At 71.0% G+C, this 23,893-nt stretch carries 17 protein-coding genes; 8 read left to right on the plus strand and 9 right to left on the minus strand.

Annotated elements, in window-relative coordinates; genetic code table 11:
• The first annotated feature begins 1 nt into the window (after window position 1).
• The gene (locus tag ABZ937_RS19990; RefSeq protein WP_361693562.1) at window positions 2–358 is read left to right on the plus strand and encodes a hypothetical protein; all 357 of its coding nucleotides are present in this window, start codon (window positions 2–4) and stop codon (window positions 356–358) included.
• 152 nt (window positions 359–510) lie between these two features.
• Here the strand turns inward: ABZ937_RS19990 and ABZ937_RS19995 are convergent, their stop codons facing one another.
• The 5 genes from ABZ937_RS19995 to ABZ937_RS20015 form a co-directional block, all read right to left on the minus strand.
• On the minus strand, window positions 511–813 hold the full coding sequence (locus ABZ937_RS19995) for a WXG100 family type VII secretion target (RefSeq protein ID WP_361693564.1): 303 nt from the start codon (window positions 811–813) through the stop codon (window positions 511–513).
• A 38-nt stretch (window positions 814–851) separates the two neighbouring features.
• A complete protein-coding gene (locus ABZ937_RS20000; protein WP_361693844.1) occupies window positions 852–1,193 on the minus strand; it encodes a WXG100 family type VII secretion target in 342 nt (113 codons plus the stop codon).
• Window positions 1,194–1,304: 111 nt separating this feature from the next.
• Window positions 1,305–2,525 (minus strand): S8 family serine peptidase, encoded by a 1,221-nt coding sequence (locus ABZ937_RS20005; RefSeq protein ID WP_361693566.1) that lies wholly within the window; start codon window positions 2,523–2,525, stop codon window positions 1,305–1,307.
• Between the two features lie 99 nt (window positions 2,526–2,624).
• Entirely contained in the window at window positions 2,625–4,439 is a 1,815-nt protein-coding gene (locus tag ABZ937_RS20010) for a hypothetical protein (RefSeq protein ID WP_361693568.1), read from the minus strand.
• Complete coding sequence (locus ABZ937_RS20015) at window positions 4,432–4,896, minus strand: hypothetical protein (protein WP_361693570.1); 465 nt, start codon at window positions 4,894–4,896, stop codon at window positions 4,432–4,434. Before ABZ937_RS20015 ends, ABZ937_RS20010 begins: the two co-directional genes overlap by 8 nt.
• 504 nt (window positions 4,897–5,400) lie before the next feature.
• Here ABZ937_RS20015 and ABZ937_RS20020 point away from each other — a divergent pair.
• From ABZ937_RS20020 to ABZ937_RS20035, 4 genes are all read left to right on the plus strand, one after another.
• Complete coding sequence (locus ABZ937_RS20020; RefSeq protein ID WP_361693572.1) at window positions 5,401–5,916, plus strand: hypothetical protein; 516 nt, start codon at window positions 5,401–5,403, stop codon at window positions 5,914–5,916.
• Between the two features lie 63 nt (window positions 5,917–5,979).
• A complete protein-coding gene (locus tag ABZ937_RS20025; RefSeq protein WP_361693574.1) occupies window positions 5,980–8,277 on the plus strand; it encodes a hypothetical protein in 2,298 nt (765 codons plus the stop codon).
• Entirely contained in the window at window positions 8,277–8,837 is a 561-nt protein-coding gene (locus tag ABZ937_RS20030; RefSeq protein ID WP_361693576.1) for a hypothetical protein, read from the plus strand. Before ABZ937_RS20025 ends, ABZ937_RS20030 begins: the two co-directional genes overlap by 1 nt.
• Window positions 8,824–9,474: a hypothetical protein gene (locus ABZ937_RS20035; RefSeq protein WP_361693578.1), complete on the plus strand. Its 651-nt coding sequence runs from the start codon at window positions 8,824–8,826 to the stop codon at window positions 9,472–9,474. Before ABZ937_RS20030 ends, ABZ937_RS20035 begins: the two co-directional genes overlap by 14 nt.
• Before the next feature lie 611 nt (window positions 9,475–10,085).
• Here ABZ937_RS20035 and mycP read toward each other — a convergent pair.
• Window positions 10,086–11,327 carry a type VII secretion-associated serine protease mycosin gene (gene mycP, locus ABZ937_RS20040; RefSeq protein WP_361693580.1) on the minus strand — a complete coding sequence of 414 codons (1,242 nt, stop codon included), beginning with the start codon at window positions 11,325–11,327 and terminating at the stop codon, window positions 10,086–10,088.
• Window positions 11,328–11,359: 32 nt separating this feature from the next.
• Entirely contained in the window at window positions 11,360–12,889 is a 1,530-nt protein-coding gene (gene eccB / locus ABZ937_RS20045) for a type VII secretion protein EccB (RefSeq protein ID WP_361693582.1), read from the minus strand.
• Between the two features lie 196 nt (window positions 12,890–13,085).
• Between eccB and eccE the strand changes: the two genes are divergently transcribed.
• The 3 genes from eccE to ABZ937_RS20060 all read left to right on the plus strand — a co-directional run bounded on the left by eccE (window position 13,086) and on the right by ABZ937_RS20060 (window position 18,828).
• On the plus strand, window positions 13,086–14,423 hold the full coding sequence (gene eccE, locus ABZ937_RS20050) for a type VII secretion protein EccE (protein ID WP_361693584.1): 1,338 nt from the start codon (window positions 13,086–13,088) through the stop codon (window positions 14,421–14,423).
• A 20-nt stretch (window positions 14,424–14,443) separates the two neighbouring features.
• Window positions 14,444–15,208, plus strand: a complete 765-nt coding sequence (locus ABZ937_RS20055; RefSeq protein ID WP_361693846.1) for a hypothetical protein — start codon at window positions 14,444–14,446, stop codon at window positions 15,206–15,208.
• A gap of 302 nt (window positions 15,209–15,510) precedes the next feature.
• Window positions 15,511–18,828 carry an SCO5717 family growth-regulating ATPase gene (locus ABZ937_RS20060; RefSeq protein WP_361693586.1) on the plus strand — a complete coding sequence of 1,106 codons (3,318 nt, stop codon included), beginning with the start codon at window positions 15,511–15,513 and terminating at the stop codon, window positions 18,826–18,828.
• 69 nt (window positions 18,829–18,897) lie between these two features.
• Here ABZ937_RS20060 and ABZ937_RS20065 read toward each other — a convergent pair whose 3' ends face one another.
• Both ABZ937_RS20065 and ABZ937_RS20070 read right to left on the minus strand, forming a co-directional pair.
• On the minus strand, window positions 18,898–19,845 hold the full coding sequence (locus ABZ937_RS20065) for a bifunctional riboflavin kinase/FAD synthetase (protein WP_361693588.1): 948 nt from the start codon (window positions 19,843–19,845) through the stop codon (window positions 18,898–18,900).
• A 195-nt stretch (window positions 19,846–20,040) separates the two neighbouring features.
• Window positions 20,041–23,697 carry a trypsin-like peptidase domain-containing protein gene (locus ABZ937_RS20070; RefSeq protein WP_361693590.1) on the minus strand — a complete coding sequence of 1,219 codons (3,657 nt, stop codon included), beginning with the start codon at window positions 23,695–23,697 and terminating at the stop codon, window positions 20,041–20,043.
• Window positions 23,698–23,893 lie beyond the last annotated feature (196 nt).

Genomic DNA, 23,893 nt, shown 5'->3' on the forward strand with positions numbered 1-23,893 from the left:
TATGGCGTGGGACGAGTGGCAACGGCTGAAGGCAGAGGCGGCGCAGGGCCAGTCGCCGCACATGCGCCTCAATCAAGTGGCTCCCGACAGCTCGGACAGCGGAAGTTCGCGTGGTGACCTCACCGTCCACCAGAAGGACCTCATGTTCCAGGACTTCGACCGGTTCAGCGATCACGCCCGCGCCTCTTCCATGAAGGCGGCCGGAGGGCTCAGGGGTGAGGGATTCTCGTCCATGAAGGCGGTCGGAGGGCTCCGGAGTGAGGGATTCGCCATCGGGGTCGCCCTCGACCATGTCGCCGAGCGCTGGGTCGACAGTGCCCGAACACTGAGCTGTTTCAGCGTTGCCGCTCCAGGGTGATGCCGGCGGCTTCACTCGTAGCGCCCTCAGCGGCCTGCGTTTCCGTGTCCCGGTCCAGCGCTCCGCTGTCGCCGTCCGGGCATGGCTGCGGGGTGGGCACCTCCCGTGCGTGCCCACCCCGCTGCCGTGATGTGTCGGTCGGTGCGGCCGACTTACATGAAGTAGCTGGCGGCCTTCCGGTCGCCGCCCTGGTAGTCACCGCCGGCCGCGTGCACGACCTTGCCGATCTGGACCAGGGCCTCGTGGATGCCCTTGGCCTCGCGGTCCCAGGCGGCCTGCTGCTCGGTGTACGCGTTGTGGGCCTCGCCCTCCCACATGCTGGCTACGCCGGCGACCTTCTGCTTGATCGCCTCAAGGCCCTCTTCGAGCTGACGCGCGTGGTTGGCCAGCTGGGTGGCGGTGTCGTCGAGGCTGCCATAAGTGACTTCGAGCTCGCCGCTGTTGTTGACGCCCATGATTGCTCCGTTGCTGAGAAGTGTTGGCCTGGCGGGGATCAGTAGCTGGACAGCGCCGAGTGCGAGCCGCCGAGGTCGACGTCGATGCTCTGGACCTGGGCGCGGACCTCGTCCTCCGTGCCGTCCTTGATCTTCCGGGTGTTGCTCATGGCCTCGATGAACTTGGCGAGGATGTTGCCGATCCGCACCATGCGCTCGTTGATCTCGGTCTGCTTGGCGTTGAACGCGCCGGCGCCGATGCCCTTCCAGTGGCCTTCGAGGCTGTCGATGAGGGCCTGCAGCTGCGTGAGCTGGCCCTTGATGCCCTCGAAACGGTGCAGAAGCTCCTTTTCGAGGACGATGATGTCCTTGTCACTTACCTTCTGGCGCCCTGTTGCCATTTCCATGCCTTTCTTTGTGAATTGACCTTGCCAGGCGCTGAGTCAGGCGCAGCACTGATGGCAAGCGGGCCGCTGCTCGCTCGGCGAGCGAGCAGGTATGTGGAAGTCCGCTCAGGCGTTACGGCGTGCGCGCAGCACGGCGAAGCCGGCGCCTCCGATGACGAGTACGGCTGCTGCGGCACCGATGATCACCCAGGTCTGGGTGCTGCTGCCGGAGTCGCTGTCCTTCGCGGCGGCGGAGGTGGGGCCGTTGGCGGAGCCGGCGTCCTTGGTGGGCTTCGTCGACGCCCCGGAAGAGGGCGCGGCGGAGGGGGACTTGGTGGCCGTGATGTCCTTGTCCGGGGCCGTTCCGTTCTCGGCGGCGAGGGGGTCGCGGTTTGCCGGGCCCGGGTTGATGTCCTTGTTGATCAGGACTCGGCGGGGACGGATGATGCCGTAGCCGAGGTACTTGCTGGGCTTGTCCTTGGCCCAGGTGCGGCCGGCGGTGTCGATGAACGAGCGGAGGACCTGGTTGGCCGTCCAGTCGGGGTGCTGGGACCAGACGAGGGCTGCGGAGGCGGAGGCGATCGCCGAGGCGTGGCTGGTTCCCCCCGTCGTGCAGTACTTGGTGAACGTGTTGTCGCACCAGGCTGGAACGTTGAGTCCTGGCGCCGAAAGGTCCACGTAGTTGCCGTACGTGGAGAACTTGCCAACAGTCCCGGACTTGTCAATCGCGGCTACACCGACGGCATACGGGTCACTTGCCGGATAGCTGCGTTTGTTTCCCTTGTCGCCGTCGTTACCCATGGCGGCGAACAACAGCTTGCCTTTGGAGGCCGCGTATTTGAGAGCCTCCTCCTCCTCCTCGGTGTAGTAAATGCTGCCGTAAGACATGTTTATGATCTTGGCGTCGCTGTCGGCCGCGGCTCTGATCGCCTTTTCGGAGGTGAGGGACCGGGCTCGCTCATCCTGATCCTTCAACGCATCGAGCCCCACGCGAATCGGAATGATCTTCGCTCCCGGGGCAAGGCCCTTGATGCCTCCACCAGCTCCCGTGCCAGCGATGATTTCCGCCATCGTCGTGCCATGGCCTACGTAGTCCTGGGTAACGTGGTACTTCGCGGCGCTCGGTACCTCGTCGAGGAGTACCTGCCCCTTCAGCGAAGGCGTATCCGGGTTTACCCCGGTGTCAATGACAGCGACCTTCACACCCTTGCCGGTGCTGTGCTTCCAGATCTCGTCGGCGCCCATCGCTTTCAGGTACCACTGCTTGGACTGAACATCATCCGCGGCCGCGGCTCCCGGGGCCAGTCCTGCCGACGCGATGACCAGCGTGCCCAGTACCGAGCACACAGCAGACAACCGTCTGGCGTTGCACCTCGTCAGGAGGGCGATTCTCGTGCCGCGTCGGCCGGTCCCTGGCTTCATGCCTGTGTACGTCCTCGCTCGTGTTCAGTCACTCGTCTGTGGCACATCGCGCCGCTGCTGCGACGGGCGGTGCTGTTCCTTCTCAGCGGTCCCGCCGGTACGGCCGGACTCACCACCCGAACCCTGCCGGCTGCCCAGCGCACCACGCCCGAGCCCCGCGCCACCGGACTCGGGGGTCTTGGCACTGTTACGGGGTGCACCGATCACACCCTCGGGGCTGCTCGCCGAGCGCAGCACCGCCTGACCCGCGCCGGGATCCGCCTTCGACGCAGGGGCGCCGACGACACCTCGCTGCCCGAGACCACCCTTCGTCGGCGGGGAGGAGACCGGGTCCTCGGCGCCGACGACCATACCGCGCGGGACCCGGGGGTTGGCCGCCCCTCCGGACGTCCGGCCCGTGACGGGCTTGCCACCCATGACACCGTTACGCGATGGGCCGGTGGGGCCAGTGACCCCTGTGCGTCCGCCAGGGTTATTGGTCGTCCTCGGCGTGCCACCGGTGACAGAGCGACCCATCGGCGTACGCCCGGACTGAACGGGCCCCCGGGCGCCGGGCTGACCTGCCGGCGTCGCACGTCCCAAGGCACGAGCGGGCTGTCCCGTTGGTCCCTGCGGCACTCGGCCACCGGCAACGGGGCGTGCGGTCGGGCCCGTCGGACCCTGCGACACCCGGCCACCAGCGACGGTGCGGCCCGTCTGGCTCGTGGGCCCCTGTGGCACTCGGCCGCCTCCAGTGCCCGATGGACCGGTGCGTCCTTGCGCGGAGGTGGGAATCCGGCCGGTCGGCCCATAGTTGGGGATACGACCAGTCGTCGGCGTGATGGGAGGTGCCATCGGACCCGTCGGCATCGGGGGCTGCCCGGGGCCGGCAGTCGGCACAGTGGGCGCCGGAGTGCTGGGCGGTGTGGCGGGCGCCTGGGGAGGCAGTGTTGTTGTGGTGTTGATCTCCGTGCCGACATCACGGCTGGAAGGAGCGCTGGGGTGGGGAACTTCCTTGAGGGGCTGTACACGCTCGCCGCCCCCTGTTCCGTTCGAGGGAACCGCCCCGTGGTGACTCTCGGCGCCGCCGCCGTGACTGCCACCGACGAACCCTTGACGCCCGCTCGCGGCGGACTCACCCGGACGAAGCGGTCCGTCGCTGTGCCCCGACGGCTTGGGCACTCCCACATCCGGAATAGGCGTATACGGCTTCGGGTCGGTCTCCATCGCCATACCCAGCGCCATCGCGGACACCGAATAGAACGACGCCAACCGGTTCACCTGGTTGATCGCCTCTTGCCGGTTCTTCTCGACCGCCAGGGCGGCAGCGTAGTCCGGGTTCCCGTCGACCTGCTTGGCCTTGGGCAGCTCGTGAGGCCGCTTCTGCTCGCCCGCGGGCCGGGTGTCCCGGGGCGGCATGGCCGTGCGTACGGAGGCCAGACCGGTGGCGGCGGCCGAGATCTCGGTCGCGGCGACGTCGGCGAAGGTCGCGAGTCCCTTGGTCCAGTCGACGAGGCCTTTGGTCCACGAGCGGAACTTCTCCGCGCCGTCGCCCTCCCAGTCGACGCCCTTGAGGTCCGTCTCCAGGTCCGTCGCCGCGTCGTGGATGGCCGTACGGGCGTCCCACAGAGCCCGGCTCGCCGTCTCCAGATGCTCGGGGTTGGAGTGATGGACCAGGTCGATCATCGCGTTGAGATCGTGGTTCTCGAAGTCTGTCCTGCCGAGGGACAGCGCCGCTCCGATCGGCGTACCCCTGAACCCGTTCTGCAGCCGACTGAACTTGTTGACGAAGCCGACCTGGCGGTTGGCCTGCTCGACGTCGGTCTTGTACTCGGGCTTCTGCTGCCAGTTGTCAGTCAATGGAACCCGCCCCCGCGGACTTGTGGTCGCCGCCGTGCTCACCAGCCCCGGCAGGCGGCTTCTCGGCGTGCTCGTCCTTCGGCTGCGTCGCCTTGTGATGCTCCTGAGCGAGGTGCGAGCGGATCTCCCAGAACCGGCGCCGTACCTCGTCCTCCGTGCCGTCGTATGTGACATCGGCCGCATGCGTCGCAAGCTTCAGAGCCTCGATCTGCAGGGCGAGGTTCTTCGACAGCGAAGTGAGGCGCTCATGCACCTGCTCGTACTTGCCGTGCAGATCGGTTGCCTCATGGAAGGGGATGTTCGAGCCGCTGAACGAGCTTGCGCTGAGCGTGTGCTCCGCAAGTCTGGACGGATTGCCTGGGGCCCCCTCGAAGGCAGCCAGCGCCCTGTCCACGTTCCCCTTGAACTTCGACAGCGCCTCGATCCCACGCCTCACGCCCGAGCCGTTGCCCACCACGACCCCTTCCCCGTCTCCCCGTTGATACAGCCGGACAGACCGGGCGGCACGCGGCCGCTCCCACGATCTATCGCTAGACCACTGTAGTCACTGTGTAAAACGCGGCCAACTGAACTCTGCGACGGTTCAGTTGCGATGGTGTCCCGAAGTGACCGACTCACGGCCACCCAAGACCGACAAGGCGGTCAATAGTGACAGAAGGCCCTGGGCATCTACGCAGAAGCTTCACATGCACGCGACAGGCAGGGGGCGAGGGAGCCCCGGGGAAGAACTTTGCGAGTACAAAACCTCACCCGCGCAGGAGCGACCCGGCGTTGCCGAACAGTTCGGACCCAGCGCCCGCAACGACCAACCAGGTCGGCCTCACCAGACGGTCTGGCGTACACGCCTCCGTCGAATTTTCACAGCCGACACTTCACACATAGCGGGCATGGTGCAAATTTTCCTCAGCACCGGTTGCTAGCTTGGCCCTGCACCGGTGTAACCACGGGGAGGGGTCCTTCCATGGCATGGGACGAGTGGGAACAGCTCAAGGCACGGGCTGCCGAGGGGCAGTCGGCACACATGCAGCTCAATCATGTCGACGGGGGCGGTGGCACCTACGGCCCCTACGTCCTCCCCAGCAAAACCGGTGATCTCAAGGTCGGCCACAAAGACCTGGAGAAGATCGGCAGCGCCGCCCACCACCTCTACGACCAACTCTGGGACAAGGCCCGCGTGGCGACCCCCAGCAGCGACTCCGCGGCCGGCGACCTCTCCAAGCAGGGCTTCGCCCTCGGCGCCGGGCTCCAGCACGTCTCGAACCGCTGGGAGGAGCAGCTGAAGTCCCTGATGGACGCCTGCGCCCAGATCTCCAACCACATGCAGGTCACCAAGGCCGTGCACGCGGACGACGAGAACTACATCCAGCGGCAGATGAGCAGCATCGACGCACTGGACGCCGGGTTCGACGAGAGGGTGGGGGCGCCGGGCAAGAAGAACCACTACGGGGCCGACGGCAAGGGCAAGAAGAAGGAGTAGCGGCGTCGTTGATGCCGCAGACGATCAGCCCATCCGGCACCGCTACCCCTGGGACGCCCGCCAATGAACTTCAACGCCCTCTACCACGCCAACTTCAAGCTGCTCGACGACGCCGTCACCGACTGGTCAACGCTGGTGAAGCACCTCGCGGACCTGAAGAAGGACGCTGAGGACAGCCTGCACAAGGCTGCCAACAAGGCCGAGTGGGCGGGAGTGAACGCCCATGTCTCCAAACAGTTCATCGGCAAGACGGCCGGCGAGTTCGGCGATGCCCACACGCAGGCGACCACCATCCACAAGATCCTGCTTGACACTCGGAACGAGCTGAAGTCGTTCCACCAGCAGCTCACGGACGCCGTCTCGCGGGGCAGGGAGAAGAATCTCACCGTCGTCGACGCCGGCGACGGCAAGTTCACGGTCATGGGCAACACACGGCCCGACTGGAGCTCGGACCCCAGCGGCAAGACGAGCGCGACCAACCAGAAGGACGTCGACGACCTCCGCGACGAGATCCAGGGCATCCTCAGCAAGGCCACCGAGAGCGACAGCACGGCCAAGACCGTCCTCATGGCGATCGTCGACCAGACCCAGATGGGCTTCTCCGACGCCAGCTACAAGGATCGGGACACAGCGGCGGAGGCAGTCAAGGAGGCCGACGAGCTTGCGAAGCTGGCGAAGAAGGATCCGGACGACCTCACGGTCAAGGAATTCGACCTCCTGAACGCCGGGCTGAAGAAGTACCACGACGATCCCCTGTTCGCCGAGCGCTTCACAACCAAGCTGGGAGCGAAGAAGACCCTGGAATTCTGGGCCGGTGTCGCAGATCCCATGGTGTCACCGGATCTCACCCGCGAGCGACGGGATCAGTTCGACGAATTGCAGAAGAGCCTGGGCCTGACACTGGCCACGGCGAGCCAGAGCGACACACCGGCGATGGCTCAGTGGAAGCGCGACGTCATCGAGTTGGGTGACCAAGAGGTAGGTACCCGAAGGAACTTCCTTGGTTTCCAGGTCATGAGCAATCTCATGCGTGTGGGCGACTATGACGACGCTTTCATGGCCGAGTACGGCAAACAGTTGATGGTGACAGAGCGGAAGTACACGAGCGACGGCAAGCACACCGGCTGGCAGCAGTTGCCTGTCAACCCGTATCTGAACCGGATGGGCGGCGACACCGGCTGGGACCCGCTGAGTGGATACCTGAAGGGTCTTTCCAACAGTCCGGCGGCGGCTACCGAGTTCTTCAACGACGACTTCATCCCGAAGGACGACGACCACAAGCACGCTGTCTCCAACTTCAAGTACCTGTTTGAAGAGCGCCATTGGCCGGAAGAAATCAAGAGCGACTTCAGCGGTGACGCAAGCGACGACGGGCGCAACAACCTGGCATCGGCACTGGAGGCCGCTGCCACGGGGCATCCCGCTGGGGAACTACCCACTGATGACACGCCGGCACACAATGCGGGCCAGGCCAAGCTGTTCGAGAACATCGTGTCTTCGATCTCGGACGACAATGGGCGCCTCACGGATCACAGTTACATGTCGGACAGCATCGGCCAGATCGCCTCGGAGTACCTACCGGATATCGACCGGGCGGCGACCGATGTCGACCCGCATCCGGAGAAAGGCGACGCGGACGGTCAGGCGGCGTGGGATCGTATCCAGAAGCTCTACCCGGCCCAAGGCGAGGTTGCCGAACTGGACCGCCGCGAGGTATCGCGTTTCCTCTTCGCCGTCGGCCAGGACCCACAGGGGTATGCAGCCGTCGAGGTGGGCCAGAAGAATTACATGGGCAAGTTGATGGAATACCATCTGAATCCGGACCTGCCCGAAAGCGAACGTCCCCATCACGATCTAGAACTCACCGTGCGGGATATTGCGCGACACTCCGGTCAGGTCTCAGGAACCCTGGCCATGGGGCGGAATGAAGCAGTCGCAGGACCAGCCGATGCCAAGGACAAGGACTTCGACCACTCGGTTGCCCAATGGAAGAACTTGCTGTCCGGAACTGTCGGTACCGGCATTGGCGTCGGCACCTCCTACATCGCGTCTCCGGCGGTCGGCGCTGGAGTGGGTGGTGCTGCCGGAACCGCCACCAGCATGATGCTGGAGGAACTCTTCAAGGACGCCGAGGGTAGCGCGAAAGATAACGCCGGCAACCAGATGGGCAAGGACTGGCAACTCGGCAACGAAAACAACATCAAGTACACCAGGAAGGCTGCCTTCAACGCAGCCAGGGCGTACCACCTCCCGCATGGTGACGACGTGTCCACGTGGGCGGAGGACTCCTCCTCCAAGGGATACATGGAAGGTGGCTCCTACATGCGGCAAGTCGGACCCGAGCTCGTAACGGACATCTGATGGCGACATCGAACGGACCGAAGAAGGCCGGATGCGCGTTTGCCCGGCGAGCCACGGCAGCCGCAGTGGCCGTTACCGTGCTCGGATTGATCTCCGGGTGCTCGGAGCCGGTGGCAAAGAAGGAGTACGACGTGCCCAGAGCTCTTTGTGGCATGCCGGTGGACTCGGGCCTCCTTTCCCCCTTCCTACCGGCGGGCAAGAAGGTCAGGGTCGTGGAAACGCGCCCGGTGCCTTCCAGGAAACTCTGCCGAGTTGATGTCGACGGCAAATGGGCGTTGATGGCGAATCTCCAGTGGTGGGAGGAGGACGTGGACGTCTCAACTGTCGTATTGGCCAACCCGCAGACGGATAAGTCCGCGCAGTCGACCGACGACGACTTCTTCTACACCGGCAGTGGAGCAGTCAAGTTGGTCAAAGGCTGCAAGAACCGCGATCACACACGGCACTTGCTGTACACCTCCGTGCAGCTCAGCGACCCCGACCGTGGCGACACTGCCGCCATGAAGAAGTTGGCGACCGCGTTCACAGAAGCCGTTGGGCGGTCCGATGAATGCTCGTAAGGCGGGCTTGGCCATCGCGGCCTGCCTGGCGTTGCTGAGCGGATGCGGTGGCGGGGAATCCGGAGAATCTGTCTCTCTCGATGCCGGTCAGGCGAGGGCGGTGCTGCCGGATGCCGCATCCGTGCCGGGATGGCAAAACACCGTGGAACCTGTCGTCTTCTCGCTGAAGAAGGAGAAGGCGATGGGATTCGGTCGGTGTTTCAAGGAGGGAGCACAAGACTCCTGCGCGCAGGTCCGCTTCATCGGCGCTTCGGGTCTTTACCGGCAGAAGAAGCCGAGCGTCGACTTCATCGTTCAGACGTACCGTGACGAGGCCACAGCCAAGTCCGCGTACGGGACCGTCTGGAAGATATGGAAGCAACAGATACTGCAGCCGAAGGCCACCTCGGCCGGCCAACTCGGCGATCAGCGGAGTGCGGTGGTCGGGTTGGGTCCATCGGCGGCTGAGGGGTCGAAGACTCTGATGATCCTGGTACGAGTGGGCAGCGTCATCACGTTGTCCATGGCCACATCGGCTCCCCAGGTCGATATGACGGATTCCTTCCTCACGCAGTTCGCCGATGCTTTCGCGAAGCGAGCCGAAGAAGCTCAGGCGGGCAAGACGCCATCGGCGGCGATCAAGGCGCCCACAAGCTGAACGGCAGGAGCGGCGAAGTCAGGAAGCGTGCCGGTGTACTCCTCGTCGCTGTCCTCTTGGCCAGCGCGGTGGCCGCCTGTTCCCGGTCGGCGCCCGCGCGCCACGGTATCCGCGGTCGGGGTCGAGCGCTGCCGGCTTGTCGTCGACGGGAAGACCGTGTTCTCCAGCAGTGTGGAGAAGCGCGGGTCGGGCACCTCCGCGAGAGACGTCGCCATGTCCGCCGTCGGGGTGGAGCCGACTGATGCGACCGCGGACGGTGGTCGCGTCATCTACTCCGCGACAGGCGCCGTAGGACTCGTCGAATGTCCCGGTGCCGTCTCGGCGGACAGCTCCCACTGGGCCACCCGTGCGGATCAAGGGCGGCTCGGACGCGTCGGACGTGCGCCGCCTCATCGAGGCCTACGCAGCCGCTGTGGCCGACGGACGGTGCCCATAGGGGGTCTGCCCGCTCAGCACTCCCCCGCCCGGCTCGTCACGCTGAAGACGGCCGCCCTCGTCGCGCCTCACCGTGTCGGAGTCCGTGGGTATGCCTTCGTGGGGCCGGCGTGGGCGACGTCGCCGTCCAGGGCGTCCGTGGCGCCCTGACCGCGCTGGTCAGTTCCCCTGACGCCTCATGCCCTGCCCCCCAGGGCCCTGCGCCTGCGTCGGGCGTCCCGCAGGGCGACCGCTCCTCCGCCCAGCCCCGCCACCAGGACCGCCACGCCTACCGCGACGTACGTCGCGATGCGGGCCGTGCGTTCCTGGGGGGTTTCGCCGAGGGTGAGTTCGGCGGGGGTGGGGGCCTCCGCATGGGTGAGGCCCGCGTCGGGGTGGGGGGACTCGATCGGGTGATCGTCCTCGGTGAGGGCGCGGACCGGGTCCACCACACCCCAGCCGACCAGGCGGTCGTGGCCAGCGATGGAGCGTTCGGCGGTCTGTTCGATCTGGGCCACGATCTCGCGGGGTGTCCAGTCGTCGTGCTTGGCCTTGATCAGTGCGGCCACGCCCGCCACGTAGGGGGCGGAGAAGCTCGTGCCGTTGTCCGAGCAGTGGCCGCCCTTCGGGACCGTGGAGATCATGTCGACGCCCGGGGCCGCCACGCCGACGAAGTCGCCGGACTGGGAGAAGGCCGCGCGTTCGTTGTTGCGGTCCGAGGCGGCTACGGCGAGGACGCCGTCGAACGACGCCGGGTACGTCTTCTTCACGTTGCCGCCCAGGCCGTCGTTGCCCGCCGAGGCGACGACGACGATCCGGGCCGCCAGTGCCTCGTTGATCGCGCGCTGCAGGTCGTCGTCCGGGGCGATGGCGTTGGCCGTGTCCTGGGAGATGTTGATGACGTCGGCCTTCTCCTTGATCGCGTGCCGGATCGCGTCGGCGAGAGTGGCGGCCGTGCCGTGGCCTTCCGCGTCGTTCTGCTTGATCGGGATGATCGTGGCCTCGGGGGCGAGGCCGACGAAGCCCGTGCCCTTCATGGGGCGGGCCGCGATGATGCCGGCCACGCGCGTGCCGTGGCCGACCGTGTCGGTCGTGCCCTTGGCGTTGCCGCGGTCGATGGGCTGGCCCTTCTTGTCCTTCGTGGGCAGGAAGTTGGCGCCCAGGGACGCGGCGACGGCCTTGGAGAGCTGCGGGTTGGCCGTGTCGACGCCGGTGTCGATGACGGCGACCTTCACGTCCTTGCCCTTGGACTGACTCCACAGCTCGTCGAGGTTGACGCGCTGCAGCGCCCAGGGTGTGCCCGTGTACTTGTGGTTCGTCCTGGAGAACGTGCACTGGTCGGAGGCCGGGTCGGCCGTGGCCGCGGGTGCGGCGACCAGCGTGGCGGTCATGGCCAGGGCCGTGGCCAGGGTCGTCCGGGTGCGGAGCGTGGGCGTCATCGTCGTACCCCTCGGGAGCATCGCCGTACCCCTCAGGAGCCCTGCGGCTGGCGGGCCGCCGCGGTCGACAGGCGGGGGCCGGTCGGCAGGAACTTGGACCAGGGCGCGGGGATGGGGGCGGGTTTCACGCCGGCGTAGCCGAGGCGGGTCTGCGCCAGCTTGGCCTCCTGCTGGAGCTGCTTGCTCTTCTTGGCCGACATGCCGATGCCCTTGTCGTCGGTGGCGCTGTCGTCGTTGGACTGCAGGGCGTAGCGCAGCCCGGTGTCGGTGACCAGGAACACACCGCCGACAGTGGTCTCGCTGCCCTGGAACTGGCGGTAGAGCTGGCCGGAGCCGGCGGTGACGTACGCGCTGGAGGAGCCGGTGGGCAGGACCGCCGGGAAGTCGGTGCCGGCCCAGGTGCTCAGGGTCGTGTCGCCGTTGTCGGGGTCGACGTGGTGCAGGACGTTGCAGACGGTGTTGCGGCTGCCGTCGGCCGTGGAGGGGTCGTTGACCGCGCTGGGCTTCTGGGTGGGCCACTTGTGGTCGGCGGCGAACGGCTCGCCCCGGGTGATGGCGCCCGCGCTGACCTCCTGGGGGTGCCCGGCCTGGCCGAGCTTGACGAGGTTCTCGCTGACCAGGAGGAGCTCGGCGACGAAGTCGGAGACGGGGGCGACCCGGCCGGGCAGGACGACGAAGTACTGCTCCTTGCCGTTGACCGGTGCCCTGAGCACCATGCCGACGCGGTTGGCCTGTGTGTCCAGCTGTCCGGGGGCGCCGGCGGCGGTGCCGGGGGTGCCGGTGATCGGCGGGAAGCTGATCGGGTCGCCCTGGTGCAGGGTTTCGATCCACGCCTTGTTCACCTGCTGCGGGGTGCGGTCCGCGCCCACGATGGTCTGCAGCAGCAGGCTGTCGGAGGCGTCCACCGGGTAGGCCCAGCCGGTGGCGTCGACCACGTACTGCTTCTTCTCCGGGGTGGTGACGTAGAGGAGTTCACCGCCGTGCAGCTTCTCCTTGGTGTCCCGCAGCTTGTCCTGGTCCCGGTCGGCCAGGACGAACGCGGCCTTCTGGATGGAGCTGCCGCTGCCGCTCGGGCGTTCGCAGACGGCCCACTCCTTGGCCGCGCCGGCCTCCTGCCCGGAGGGCAGCCGGTCGGGGGCGTAGGGGATGCCGATGGTGACCCCGTGCGGGATCTTGCCGTTGTCCAGGATCGACTCGTCGACGGTGACGACGTCGACGTCGCTCTGGCTGTCGAGGACGAGCTTGGCGGACGCCATGTTGAGCACCGGGTGCAGCTGGACCTTGTGCTTCGTCTCCAGCACCACGTACCGGGTGGTGGACTTGCTGGCGATGATCACCTTCTGCCCCGGCTTGTCCCAGCCCTCCGGTGCCGTCGGCTTGAACATGCCCCACGCGCCGAAGGCCGCCAGCACGACCGCGGCGACGATCGCGCCGGGCAGGATGGCGCGCAGCGGCCGGGGCGCCCCCTCGTCGGAGGCATCCGGTGACGACTGCACGAACGACGCGAGCATGCGGCGCTTCGCGAAGGTGTAGGCGTTGAGTTGATCCCGCCGAGATGCCATCTGTGCCCGTTTCTCCCCGTGTCTCACGCGGAGTGCGCCCGGGGACCTGCTCCCCCGCCCTCCGTTGTCGGACCCGGCCCCTACTATGCCTGGTACGGAGCGGGTCTCGTGGAGCGGGTAGGGTACCTGGGCCCTCAAGGGCCTTGTTCAGTGGCCTGGTTCCAGCGAGTTGTGAGCAAATCGGGGGGATGGAGTGATGGCTTCCGGAACGCGGACGCGAGCGCGCGGCCGGTCGGCGGCACAAGGTCGCGCGGCCGGGTCCGGGACGCCGCCGCGCGGGACGTCCGCCGGGCGCGGCGCGGAGCGGCAGCAGGTCACGCTCGGCCTCAGGCAACGGCCGGGCCAGGCCGGCTCGTTCCGTTTGCAACGGCTCGTGATGGTCGAGCTGGCGGCGGCCGTGCTGCTCGCCGGCTGGGTCGTCGGCATGGCGGCCCTGGTGCCGGCCGCGGTGGTCGCGCTGGTGCTGGTCCTGCTGGCCTTCGTACGGCGGCGGGGCCGGTCCCTGCCGGAGTGGCTCGCCACCGCGCGGGAGCTGCGGGCGCGTCAGAAGCGGGCCGCGAACACCCCGATACCGCCGGGCACGGAGCCCGGACTGGTCCCGGCGGTGGAGTGCGAGCCGGCCCTGCGGACGTACTCGTACGGCGCGCGTGACCGGCGGCCGGCCGGCATCGTCGGCGACGGGACGTTCGTCACGGCCGTGCTCCAGGTGGAGGCCGACGCGACCGCGCTGCGGGCCGAGCGGAGCCGCCAGCCGCTGCCGCTGGGCCTGGTGCGGGACGCGCTGGAGGTGGACGGGATCCGTCTGGAGTCCGCGCAGATAGTCCTGCACACGCAGCCGGCGCCCGCGCTGCACCTGCCCCAGCAGTCCGTGGCCGTCGCCAACTACCTTCCGTTGCAGGAGCAGACCGGCGCCCCTGCCGTGCGCATCACCTGGATCGCGCTGAAGCTCGACCCCGAGCTGTGCACGGAGGCCGTGGCCGCGCGCGGCGGCGGCCTCACGGGTGCGCAGAAGTGCGTCGTACGGGCCGCGGACCATCTGGCGAGCCGGCTGACCGGCGCCGGGTTCCGGGCGCGCGTGCTGGACGAGGAGGAGCTGGTCTCCGCCCTGGCCACCTCGGCCTGCGCCAATCCGCTGGTCACCGCCGAGGCGGGGCGCAGTGAGACCCGGGAGCGGCGCACGGAGGAGTCCGGGCGCAGCTGGCGCTGCGACAACCGGCGGCACACGACGTACTGGGTGCGGCGCTGGCCCCAGCTGGGCGGCGGCCGGGCCGAGTCCCTGCCGCAGTTCGTCGCCCGGGTCACGGCGATACCGGCCCTGGCGACCACCTTCAGTCTCACCCTCGCGCGCGGGGAGCGGCAGGAGGTGTCGCTGTGCGGGCACCTGCGGGTGACCGGGCGCAGCGACGACGAACTCGTGGCGGCGCGGCGGGCGTTGGAGGGCGCGGCCCGGCAGTCCGGGGCGGGCCTGGCCCGCCTGGACCGCGAGCAACTGCCCGGCATGCTGGCCACTCTGCCCCTCGGAGGTGCGCGGTGACGACGATCCCGACGACGGCGATGCCGCCGGGTACGGCTGCGCAAGGGGCGCAGGAGCCGTCCGGACCGCGGCGGACGGTCGACCGGCTGCGGCACGGGCTCGGCCTGATCGGGCCCCGGCACGGCCGGCACGGACTGTCCGTGCAGCAGCTGGACGCGCTCGCCCTGCCCATCGGGGACGACGGGGTGGTGGCCGGTGTCGACTCCGAGGGGCAGCCGGCCGTGCTGGGCATCAACCGGCCCACGCCGTACGACGTCGTCCTGATCGGCGGCCTGTGGACCGCGCAGGTGCTGGCGCTGCGGTCGGCGGCCACCGGCGCCCGGGTGGCGGTGGAGACGGGCCGGCCGCAGGCCTGGATGCAGATGGTGCACGCCATGGGCGGCGGGCAGAACGGCCTGTCGGTGTACGAGGTCGGGCGGGTGCCGCCGCAGGGCGCCTCCGCGGGTACGCCGGTGCTGGTCGTGCGGGACTGCGGTATGCGGCCCCCGCGCGGCCGGGTGGTCTCCGGACCCTGGCAGTCGGTGCTGACGCTGCTGCCGTACCTGAGCCCGGTCGCGCCCCGGCTGCTGCGGCAGGCACGGCTCGCGGGCATCCAGCGGGTCTCGCCGGACGAGGCGGCCGAACTGGGCCGCACGATGGGGCTGTCGCGGACCGAGGTGGAGTCGCTGCCGGGGCTGCCCGACGGTGTCACGCTGTGGTGCACCGACCGTGACCGGCAGTACGTGCTGACGCAACCCACCGACTCCGAGGTCGGATTGCTGGGCACACCGCGCCGGATGGACTGAACTGCCCTTACCTGTCCCTTTTGTTCGTGGTGTCGTGTACGGCTGCGCGGGGCGCGGACGGTGTCGGCGGGCGCGCGGTGGCCTGGTGGGCGCGTGCGGAAGGTGGGCGGGCCTGCCGAGGTGTGGCTCGTGGTGATTAGGCTGGGAGCGGGCGCGATGACAGGACCGGTGGACCGGGCGTCGGTGTCCCGGGGGGAGGGCCGGTGAATCGGCCTGCCCCGAACGACTACGGACGACTCGGTACGACACGACATGGTCGCCCCGGCACGGCATGAGGGTGCTCGACCACACCAGGAGGAACTGTGAGCAGCGATCGGGACGGGATGCGCGGGGGCTGGGACACACCCGGCGATGACCAGCCCGACGCGGAGGCCGTCGAGACCACCGGCGAGTTCACCATCGACTACGCTCCCCCCGCCTGGTACACGCAGAACGCGTCCGGTACGGCGGGCGGAGCGGGCGGCGTGGGCGGTTTCGGCGCGACCGGTGGCTCGGAGGCTGCCGGCGACTCGGGTGCCGCGAGCACTCCGGGTGCCGCTGCCGCTTCCGGGGCGCCGTTCCCGGCGGGCTCGCCCGCTCCGGGTGCGACGCCGCCGGCGCCGGTTCCGGGTGTGACGCCGCCGGCCACCCAGCCGACGGGCACGCCGCCGCAGGGCACTCCGTTCACTCCATCGCAGGGGACCGCATACGGTCCGGCGCAGGAGACTCCGTACGGTCCGGCGCAGGGTGCGTCGTTCACTCCTCCGCAGGGGGCTCCGTACGCTCCCCCGGCTCCGCCCGCGCCGCCGGTCGGCAGCCCTGTCCCGATGCCGCGGCTGCCCGAGGGCTTCGAGCTGCAGCAGCCGCAGCCGGCCCAGCAGGAGACGCCGGCCGCCTCCCCCGTGGTCGAGCCGGAGACGGACAGCGGGGACCTGGAGAGCGGGGCGACCATGCGGTTCTCCGCCGTCGCGCTGAAGCGCCAGATGGCCGAGATCGCCGAGCGCGAGGCAGCCGCCGCGAAGCCGGCCGAGTCCGGGGGCGAGGGCTCCGCGGAGGGCTCGGGTCCGGCGGACGACACGGGTACGGGAACCACCGCCGGTGCGGAGGAGTCCGGTGGTGAGGCTTCCGCGCGAGAGGGCGCGGTGACGGAGGGCGCCGTCTCCGCCGGTTCCGCGTCCGACGGGGACCAGGAGCAGAGCGAGAGCGGTCCGGCGGACGGGGCCGAGGGCTCGGTCGTGCCGGGAGCCGTGGAGCCGGCCGCCGCTGAGCCGACGGCCGCGGAGGAGGACGGCGCCGAGCAGGGCGAGGGCGGAGAGGGCTCCGCTGACGCCGCGCAGTCCGACGCGTCGGAGTCCTCGGACGCCGAGGGCAGCGTGGCTCAGCAGGGTGCGCCGGAGGACAGCGTCCCGGGTGACGGCGCCTCGGCCGACGCTGACCAGCAGACTGCCGCACCACACACGGACGCCCAGCAGACGGACGCCCCGCAGACGGACGCCCAGCAGACGGACGCCCCTCAGGCCGACGTCCAGCAGGCCGACGTCCAGCAGACGGGTACCCCGCAGACCGGTGAGCCGCTGCCCGCGGCCGCCCAGCCCGCCACCGGCCAGCCGGGCGGCTACGGCTTCCCGCACGCCCCCGTGGCCCAGCCCGGCCCCGTTGCCCCGGACCCCGCCGCGCCGCCCGCTCCCCCGGCTCCCCAGGGCGCCCAGCCCGGTTGGACCCCGCCGCCGGCCGCGCCGCAGAACGGGCTGCCCCCGCTGCCGCCCTCGTACCAGCCCGCCGCACCGGCTCCCGCGGCCCAGTGGCCCGCACAGCCCGCGCCGCAGCAGGCCGCCCCGCAGCCGCCCGGACCGATGCCCGGTCAGCAGCCGCAGCCGGCGGCTGGGCAGGGCCCCGCCGGTGTGCCCGGTCAGCAGCCGCCGTTCCAGCCGCAGGCCCCGCAGCCCGCACCCGCCGCGTGGCACCAGCCGAACCAGGCCGCCCAGCCGCACCAGCCCGGGCAGCCCAACCAGCCCACCGCGCCCGCCGCACCCGCCGCCGGGCCGCAGCCGTTCCCCAACGGCCCCACGGCACCCAACGGCCCCACGCCGGCCGGCGGTTACGGCTTCCCGCAGCCCGGCGGGCCCACCCCTCCGGCCCAGCCCGGCGGTTACGGCTTCCCGCAGCCCCCGGCTCCCCAGCCGAACCCCAACATGCCCACTCCGCCGAGCGGTTACGGCTTCCCCCAGCCGGGAACGCCCAACCCCCCGGCCCAGCCCAGCGGCTACGGCTTCCCCCAGCCCCCGCACACCCCGGGCTCCGCCGCCCCCGCGCCCGCCCCCGAGGCGGCGCAGGCCCCGGTCGACCCCCGGTCCGGTGCCGCGTGGCCGCAGGCCGTGCAGCATGACCAGCGGCAGCCGACCAACCCCGGTGCCGCGCCGCTCGGTTACACGGCGGCCGTGGAGCTGTCCTCGGACCGGCTGCTCAACAACAAGCGGCAGAAGGCGAAGAGCGGGCGGCCCGCCGCGGCGGGCGGCCGGTTCAAGATCGGTGGCAAGAAGGAGGAGGCCGAGCGGCAGCGCAAGCTGGAGCTGATCCGTACGCCGGTGCTGTCCTGCTACCGGATCGCGGTCATCAGCCTCAAGGGCGGCGTCGGCAAGACGACCACGACGACCGCGCTCGGCTCCACCCTCGCCACCGAGCGACAGGACAAGATCCTCGCCATCGACGCCAACCCGGACGCCGGTACGCTCGGCCGACGGGTGCGCCGGGAGACCGGGGCCACCATCCGTGACCTCGTCCAGGCGATCCCGTACCTCAACTCGTACATGGACATCCGGCGGTTCACCTCCCAGGCACCGTCGGGTCTGGAGATCATCGCCAACGACGTGGACCCGGCCGTCTCGACCACGTTCAACGACGAGGACTACCGGCGGGCGATCGACGTCCTCGGCCGGCAGTACCCGGTCATCCTGACCGACTCGGGCACCGGCCTGCTGTACAGCGCCATGCGCGGCGTGCTCGACCTCGCCGACCAGCTCATCATCATCTCCACGCCGTCCGTGGACGGTGCGAGCAGCGCCAGTACGACGCTGGACTGGCTGTCCGCGCACGGGTACGCCGACCTGGTCTCGCGGTCCCTCACCGTGATCTCCGGGGTCCGCGAGACCGGCAAGATGATCAAGGTCGAGGACATCGTGTCGCACTTCGAGACCCGGACCCGCGGGGTCATCGTCGTGCCCTTCGACGAGCATCTGGCCGCCGGTGCCGAGGTCGACCTCGACATGATGCGGCCGCGGACGCGCGAGGCGTACTTCAACCTCGCCGCGATGGTCGCCGAGGACTTCACCCGGCACCAGCAGGCGCACGGCCTGTGGACGAGTGACGGCAACCCGCCGCCGGTGGCCGCCCCGCCGATGCCGGGTCAGCAGATGCCGGGCCAGCCCATGCCGGGCCAGCAGCTGTACGGCGGCGGGCAGCCGTATCCGCAGGCACCGGGACAGCCGTACCCGCAGGCCCCGGCCCCCGGCCAGCCGTACGCCCCGCCGCAGCAGCCGTATCCGCCGCAGCAGCAGGGGCAGCAGCAGCCGTATCCGGGGGTGCAGCAGCCGGGCTACCCGCAGCCGGGGCAGCAGCCCCCGCAGGCCCCGCCCCAGCAGTAGGGACCCACTGAAAAGGGCGGCCGGTGCTCATCGCACCGGCCGCCCTTCGCACTCTGGGCGGTACGAGGTCTACTCCTCCGCCGCCACGATCTCCCGGCAGCGCTTCACGTCCGCGGCGATCTGCTCCAGCAGCGCCTCCAGCGACTCGAACTTCGCCTGGCCGCGCACGTACGCGAGGAAGTCGACGGCGACGTGCAGGCCGTACAGGTCGAGGCCGACGCGGTCGATGGCGTACGCCTCCACCGTGCGCTCGGTGCCGTCGAACTGCGGGTTCGTGCCGACGGAGATCGCCGCCGGCATGGCCTCGCCCTGGACGTGCAGATAGCCGGCGTACACGCCGTCGGCGGGGATCGCGGTGTGCGGGAGCGTCTCGACGTTGGCCGTCGGGAAGCCCATCTCCCGGCCGCGTTGGGCACCGCGGACGACGATGCCCTCCACCCGGTGCGGGCGGCCCAGGATCTCGCGGGCGCCCTCGACATCGCCCTCGGCGACGAGGCGGCGGGTCAGCGTGGAGGAGAACGGCTCGCCGCCGCCGGCCTCACCGGTGACGTACAGGTCGACGACCTCGACCTCGAAGTCGTAGACCTTGCCCTGCTCGGTGAGGAACTCGACGTTGCCGGCCGCCTTGTGGCCGAAGCGGAAGTTCGGGCCCTCCACGACCGCCTTGGCGTGCAGCTTGTCCACCAGGACCTTCACCACGAACTCCGCGGGCGAGAGCTTCGAGAACTCGGTGGTGAAGGGAAGGATCAGGACCGCGTCGACGCCCAGCTCGGCCATCAGCTCGGCACGGCGGTGGTGCGGGGCGAGCAGCGGCGGGTGGCTGCCGGGGCGGACGACCTCGCTGGGATGCGGGTCGAAGGTGACCACGACGGCCGGGACACCCAGTTCGCGGGCGCGGTCGACCGCGTGCTTGATGATCAGCTGGTGGCCGCGGTGGACGCCGTCGTAGGAACCGATGGTGACGACGCTGCGCCCCCAGTCCTGGGGGATGTCCTCCAAGCCACGCCAGCGCTGCACTGTGACCGCTCCTCGAACCCTTGTCCGTATCTACCTTGACCTCGTGGTGCAGGTCTAAGGGTGCCATGCCGGGTGCCCCGTGCCAGCATCGGCATAGGGGCTGTGACGGGGCGCACGTTCCCCGCCGCCGCTCGGGCCGGTGCGCGTACGCCCCGTACCCGCTCAGGCCGGTACATGATCGCCCCGTACCCACTCTCAGGCCGGTACCCGCACGCCCGCCAGATTCTCGATCATGCGGCGGGTGCTGGGGCCCACCACGGCGGCCCAGTCGTCCGGGGTGTCGGTCAGCCAGCGGGCCATGCGGGCGGCGAAGCCGGGCACGTGGCGGCCGAGGTCGACCAGGCCGCGGTCGAACCGGGTGGCGCCCTCGGGTGTGCGGACGAGGAGCAGGCCGGTGCGGTGGACGAGGCCCCGGACCTCCTCCTCCCCGGCATGCTCCGCCGCCGCGTGCAGGACGGCGTCCAGGACGGCCGGGTCCCGCTCCCGGGCGAGCAGGAACTCGAGCAGCTCGCGGCGGAGCGGGCGGGAGGCGGGCGTGCCGGCGGCGGCGAGGACGGTGGCGAGGGCGGCCCGGACCTGCTCCGGGCCGCCGTCCAGCAGGCCGGTGACCAGGGGCAGCAGGACCGGGCGGGCGGTGGGGCCCTGTTCGAGACGGCGGTCGACGTAGCCGGCGACGTGCCCGGCGGTCTCCGGGCGCAGCTCCACCGCCTCCCGGACCAGGGCGGCGACCCGGCGGGCCAGGGCCGGGGTGGTGACGTCGGCGAGGGTGCGCAGGGCCGCTCCGGTCTCCGGGCCGCCGGCGTCCGGGGCGCGCAGCCGGGCGCGGAAGGCCTCCAGGACGGGTTCCGGGTGTGTGGTCAGGGCCGGGACCAGGGCGCTCGGCGGGAACTGCGGGTCGCCGTCCGCGAAGTGCCGCAGGGCCGCGGTCAGATGCCGGTCGCGGGTCTGCGGGTCGCGGACCAGCAGGGCCAGGGCGCCGCCGTGCAGGGTGCAGTCGGCGGGGCGGGCGAGCAGGGCGAGGGCGGCGTAGCGCAGCAGCCCGCGGTCCGCGTCCGAGCGGACGTGCGGCGCCGTGCGCAGGCCGAACGCCACCGCGGCCACCCGGCGGGCGGGGCGTTCGTCGTGCGCCCAGCGGTCGACCGCCCGGCAGACGGCCGACGGCTCCTCCTCGGCGAGGACGGCGAGCAGCTCGTCGGCGCGCCGGTGCGCGCAGGCCACCAGCACCTCGGTGAGGTCGTCCAGGGAGCCGTGCCGGTGGGTGTGCAGCAGCGCCTGCGCGGCGGTGGCCACGGTGGCGTGCGGGGTCGCGGGCAACGGCCGCTCGTCGGTGAACCAGCGGGTGAGCAGGGGCTGTACGGCGTCCGGTGCGGCGGCGAGCAGTCCGGCGACGGCGTCCAGGTAGCGGTCGCCCGTCGCGGGCGGTGCCGGGTCCGCGAGCACGAGCCGGCGCAGCAGGTCGAGGCGCTCGGCGTCGGGGAGGGGCAGGGCGGTCCAGAAGGCGGGGCCGAACTCGGCGGGCACGGGCCGCTGGGTGCGGCGCCAGGCGACGACCCGGTCGGCGAGCAGCCGCAGCACTTCGGTGTACGGCGTCACGTCCGGGACCTGGAGCAGGGTACGGGCGAGCAGCCGGGCGGCCCACCAGGAACCGGTGTCGCGGTCCAGGGCGTCGGCCAATTCCCGCAGCCGCAGGGAGAGTTGACGCGGACCGTACTGGCGGGCGAGGAGCAGCAGGGCCTGGACGACAGGGCCGACGCGGTGGTGCGGCACCGGCACGGGCCGGGGCTCGCGCCCGGCTGGCAGCGGCTCGGCGGTGCGGTGCACCAGGACTCGCAGGGCCTCGTCCAGGTCCAGGTGCATGCCCTGGAGCCAGTCGGCCAGCTCCTCGTGGGCGAAGCGGTAGCCGCCGCCGGCCGGGACGAGGAGGCCCTCGGTGAGGACGGCGGAGGCCCAGCCGGTGCCGCCGCCGAGCCGTGCCGGGGCGAGGCCCCAGGGGAACACGGCCTCGAACGACTCCCGGTCCAGCTCCCCCTGCCCCGGTCCGAGGCTGCGCCGGGCCGCCTCGTGCACCTGCCCGGCCACCCGCGCGGCGAGCCGTCGTACGGCCGTACCGCGCAGGCCGCCGGCCGCGGCGAGCCGGACCGCGACGCGCAGGCACATCAGATCGAGGTAGGCGGCGAAGACGTCGTGCCGGTCGACGGGCCCGGCGGCCGGGGCGTCGGGTACGGCGGCCCGGACCTCGGACACCAGCCGGAGGGTGAGCGGATGCCGCGCGTCCCGTTCCCCGAGCACGCCGTCCGGGATCCCGTAACGGGCCCGGGCCCGCTCCCCCTCGCCGGCGGTGAGATCACCGAGCCGGAGACAGGGAGGGAGCGGGTCGGCGGCCGGACCGGCCGGCGCAGGAGCGGGAACCGGGTCTCCCGGGCGGGCCAGGACCGGGTGCGGAGCGACGGGGGCGGCCGGAGTGCGCCCGTCCCCGTCACCCGCCGGGACGTGCAGCAGCTCGCCGGGAAACACGCTTCCGGCCCGCTCCCAGTGCTCCTCGCGGCAGGCCACCGCGAGGCGGGCGCCCGTCTCGCGCAGCCAGTCGGCCGTGCCCCGGGCCCACTCGGGGAGGCGGTGGGCGAGGACGGGGGGCATCTCCTCGGGGCCGTCGAGGAGGAGCAGGAGCGGGCGGCCGGCGCGGGCGGCGAGGCGGGCCAGGTGTTCCGGGGTGACATCGCCGAGGTCGTCGGGCCGGACGGAGCGGGAGGCGGCGACGATCCGGGCGGCACGGGCCAGGGCGCGGCGGGCGGCGTCGGCCACCGAGCCGTCGGCGTCCATCAGGTCGGCGCCGCGCAGCCACAGCGTGGGGGCGGGCCGCTCGCCACGGGCGCGGCGGGCGGCGAGCGCCGCGAGTTCCGTCGTACGACCGCTGCCCGGGGCGCCGACGAGTCCGAGGACGGGCCGGTCGCCGTCGGCGAAGGCGGTCAACTCCCGGGCGACGCTGGCGCGTTCGACCGGCTCGACGGCGCCCGGGTGGCCGGTGAGGGCGCCCGGGGGGCCGTCCTGGCCCACGGAGGTGGTGGTCAGCTGGAGGATGCCGGCGAGGTTGAGGTCGGCGCCGTAGGCGGGCACGGTGGCCGCGTTGCGGGCGAGCAGGGCGGCGAGCGCGCCGTCGGCGGACCTCAGCGGCACCGCGAAGCCCGCATCGCGCCGGTCGGTCTGCAGGGCCGTGCCGAGGACGCCGACGACGGCGCCGGTGCGGGCGTCGAGCACCGGACCGCCGGCCGCGCCGCCGCCGAGCCGGAGCGCGTCCCGGCCGGCCGTGCCGATGGCCAGCTCCAGCGCGTCGTCCAGGAGGTGGAAGCGGTCCGTGGCGGTGTACGTGACCTGGGTGGCGGCCAGTACCCGCGCCTCGCGCCAGCAGCCGGCGGCGACCTGGACGTACGTACCGGCGTCGATCCGCTCCCGCACGGTCAGCGGCAGCGGCTCCGCATCGAGGCCCTCGGTGCGCACCAGGGCGAGGTCCAGGCCGGGCAGCGGGGTGACGGCGTCGGCGCCGACCACGCAGGTGCGGTCACCGGCGGCGTGCAGCACCAGCCGGGGCAGGCCGTCGACGGCCTCGTGGCTGGTGAGCAGGGTGCCCTCGTGGTCGGCGAGGAAGCCGAGGCCGCGCGGGCGTCCGGCCAGGTCCCGGATCCGTACGAGGGCGGCGTCGGCGCGGTCGGTGCCGGCGCGGGCACCGCCGCCCGGGGTGCCGTCGCCCCCGGGTGCGGCCTCCCCGAACGTACGCTCCCCGCACGCGCGCTTCCCGTCCGCAGGCCCCCGCTGTTCCCGGCGCCCGCCTCCGGTGCGCGGGCCCCGTCCCGCCATGGCCCTACCTCCCCGCCCGTCCCCGTGCCCTCACCTTCGACGGTAGGCGCGCGATGATCGGCGGGACAGATCGTGCGGCGAACGCGCCCCCTTCCGCTCCCCCGGTTCACTCCGAGCGCCTGCCCGGACGGGTGAATAGGCGGACGTTGCTGGATAACCCTAGGGGTGGGGGAACCGAGGGGGGATCGTGGAGCGG

This window comes from Streptomyces sp. NPDC046727 (assembly GCF_040645635.1).
Lineage (GTDB): Bacteria > Actinomycetota > Actinomycetes > Streptomycetales > Streptomycetaceae > Streptomyces.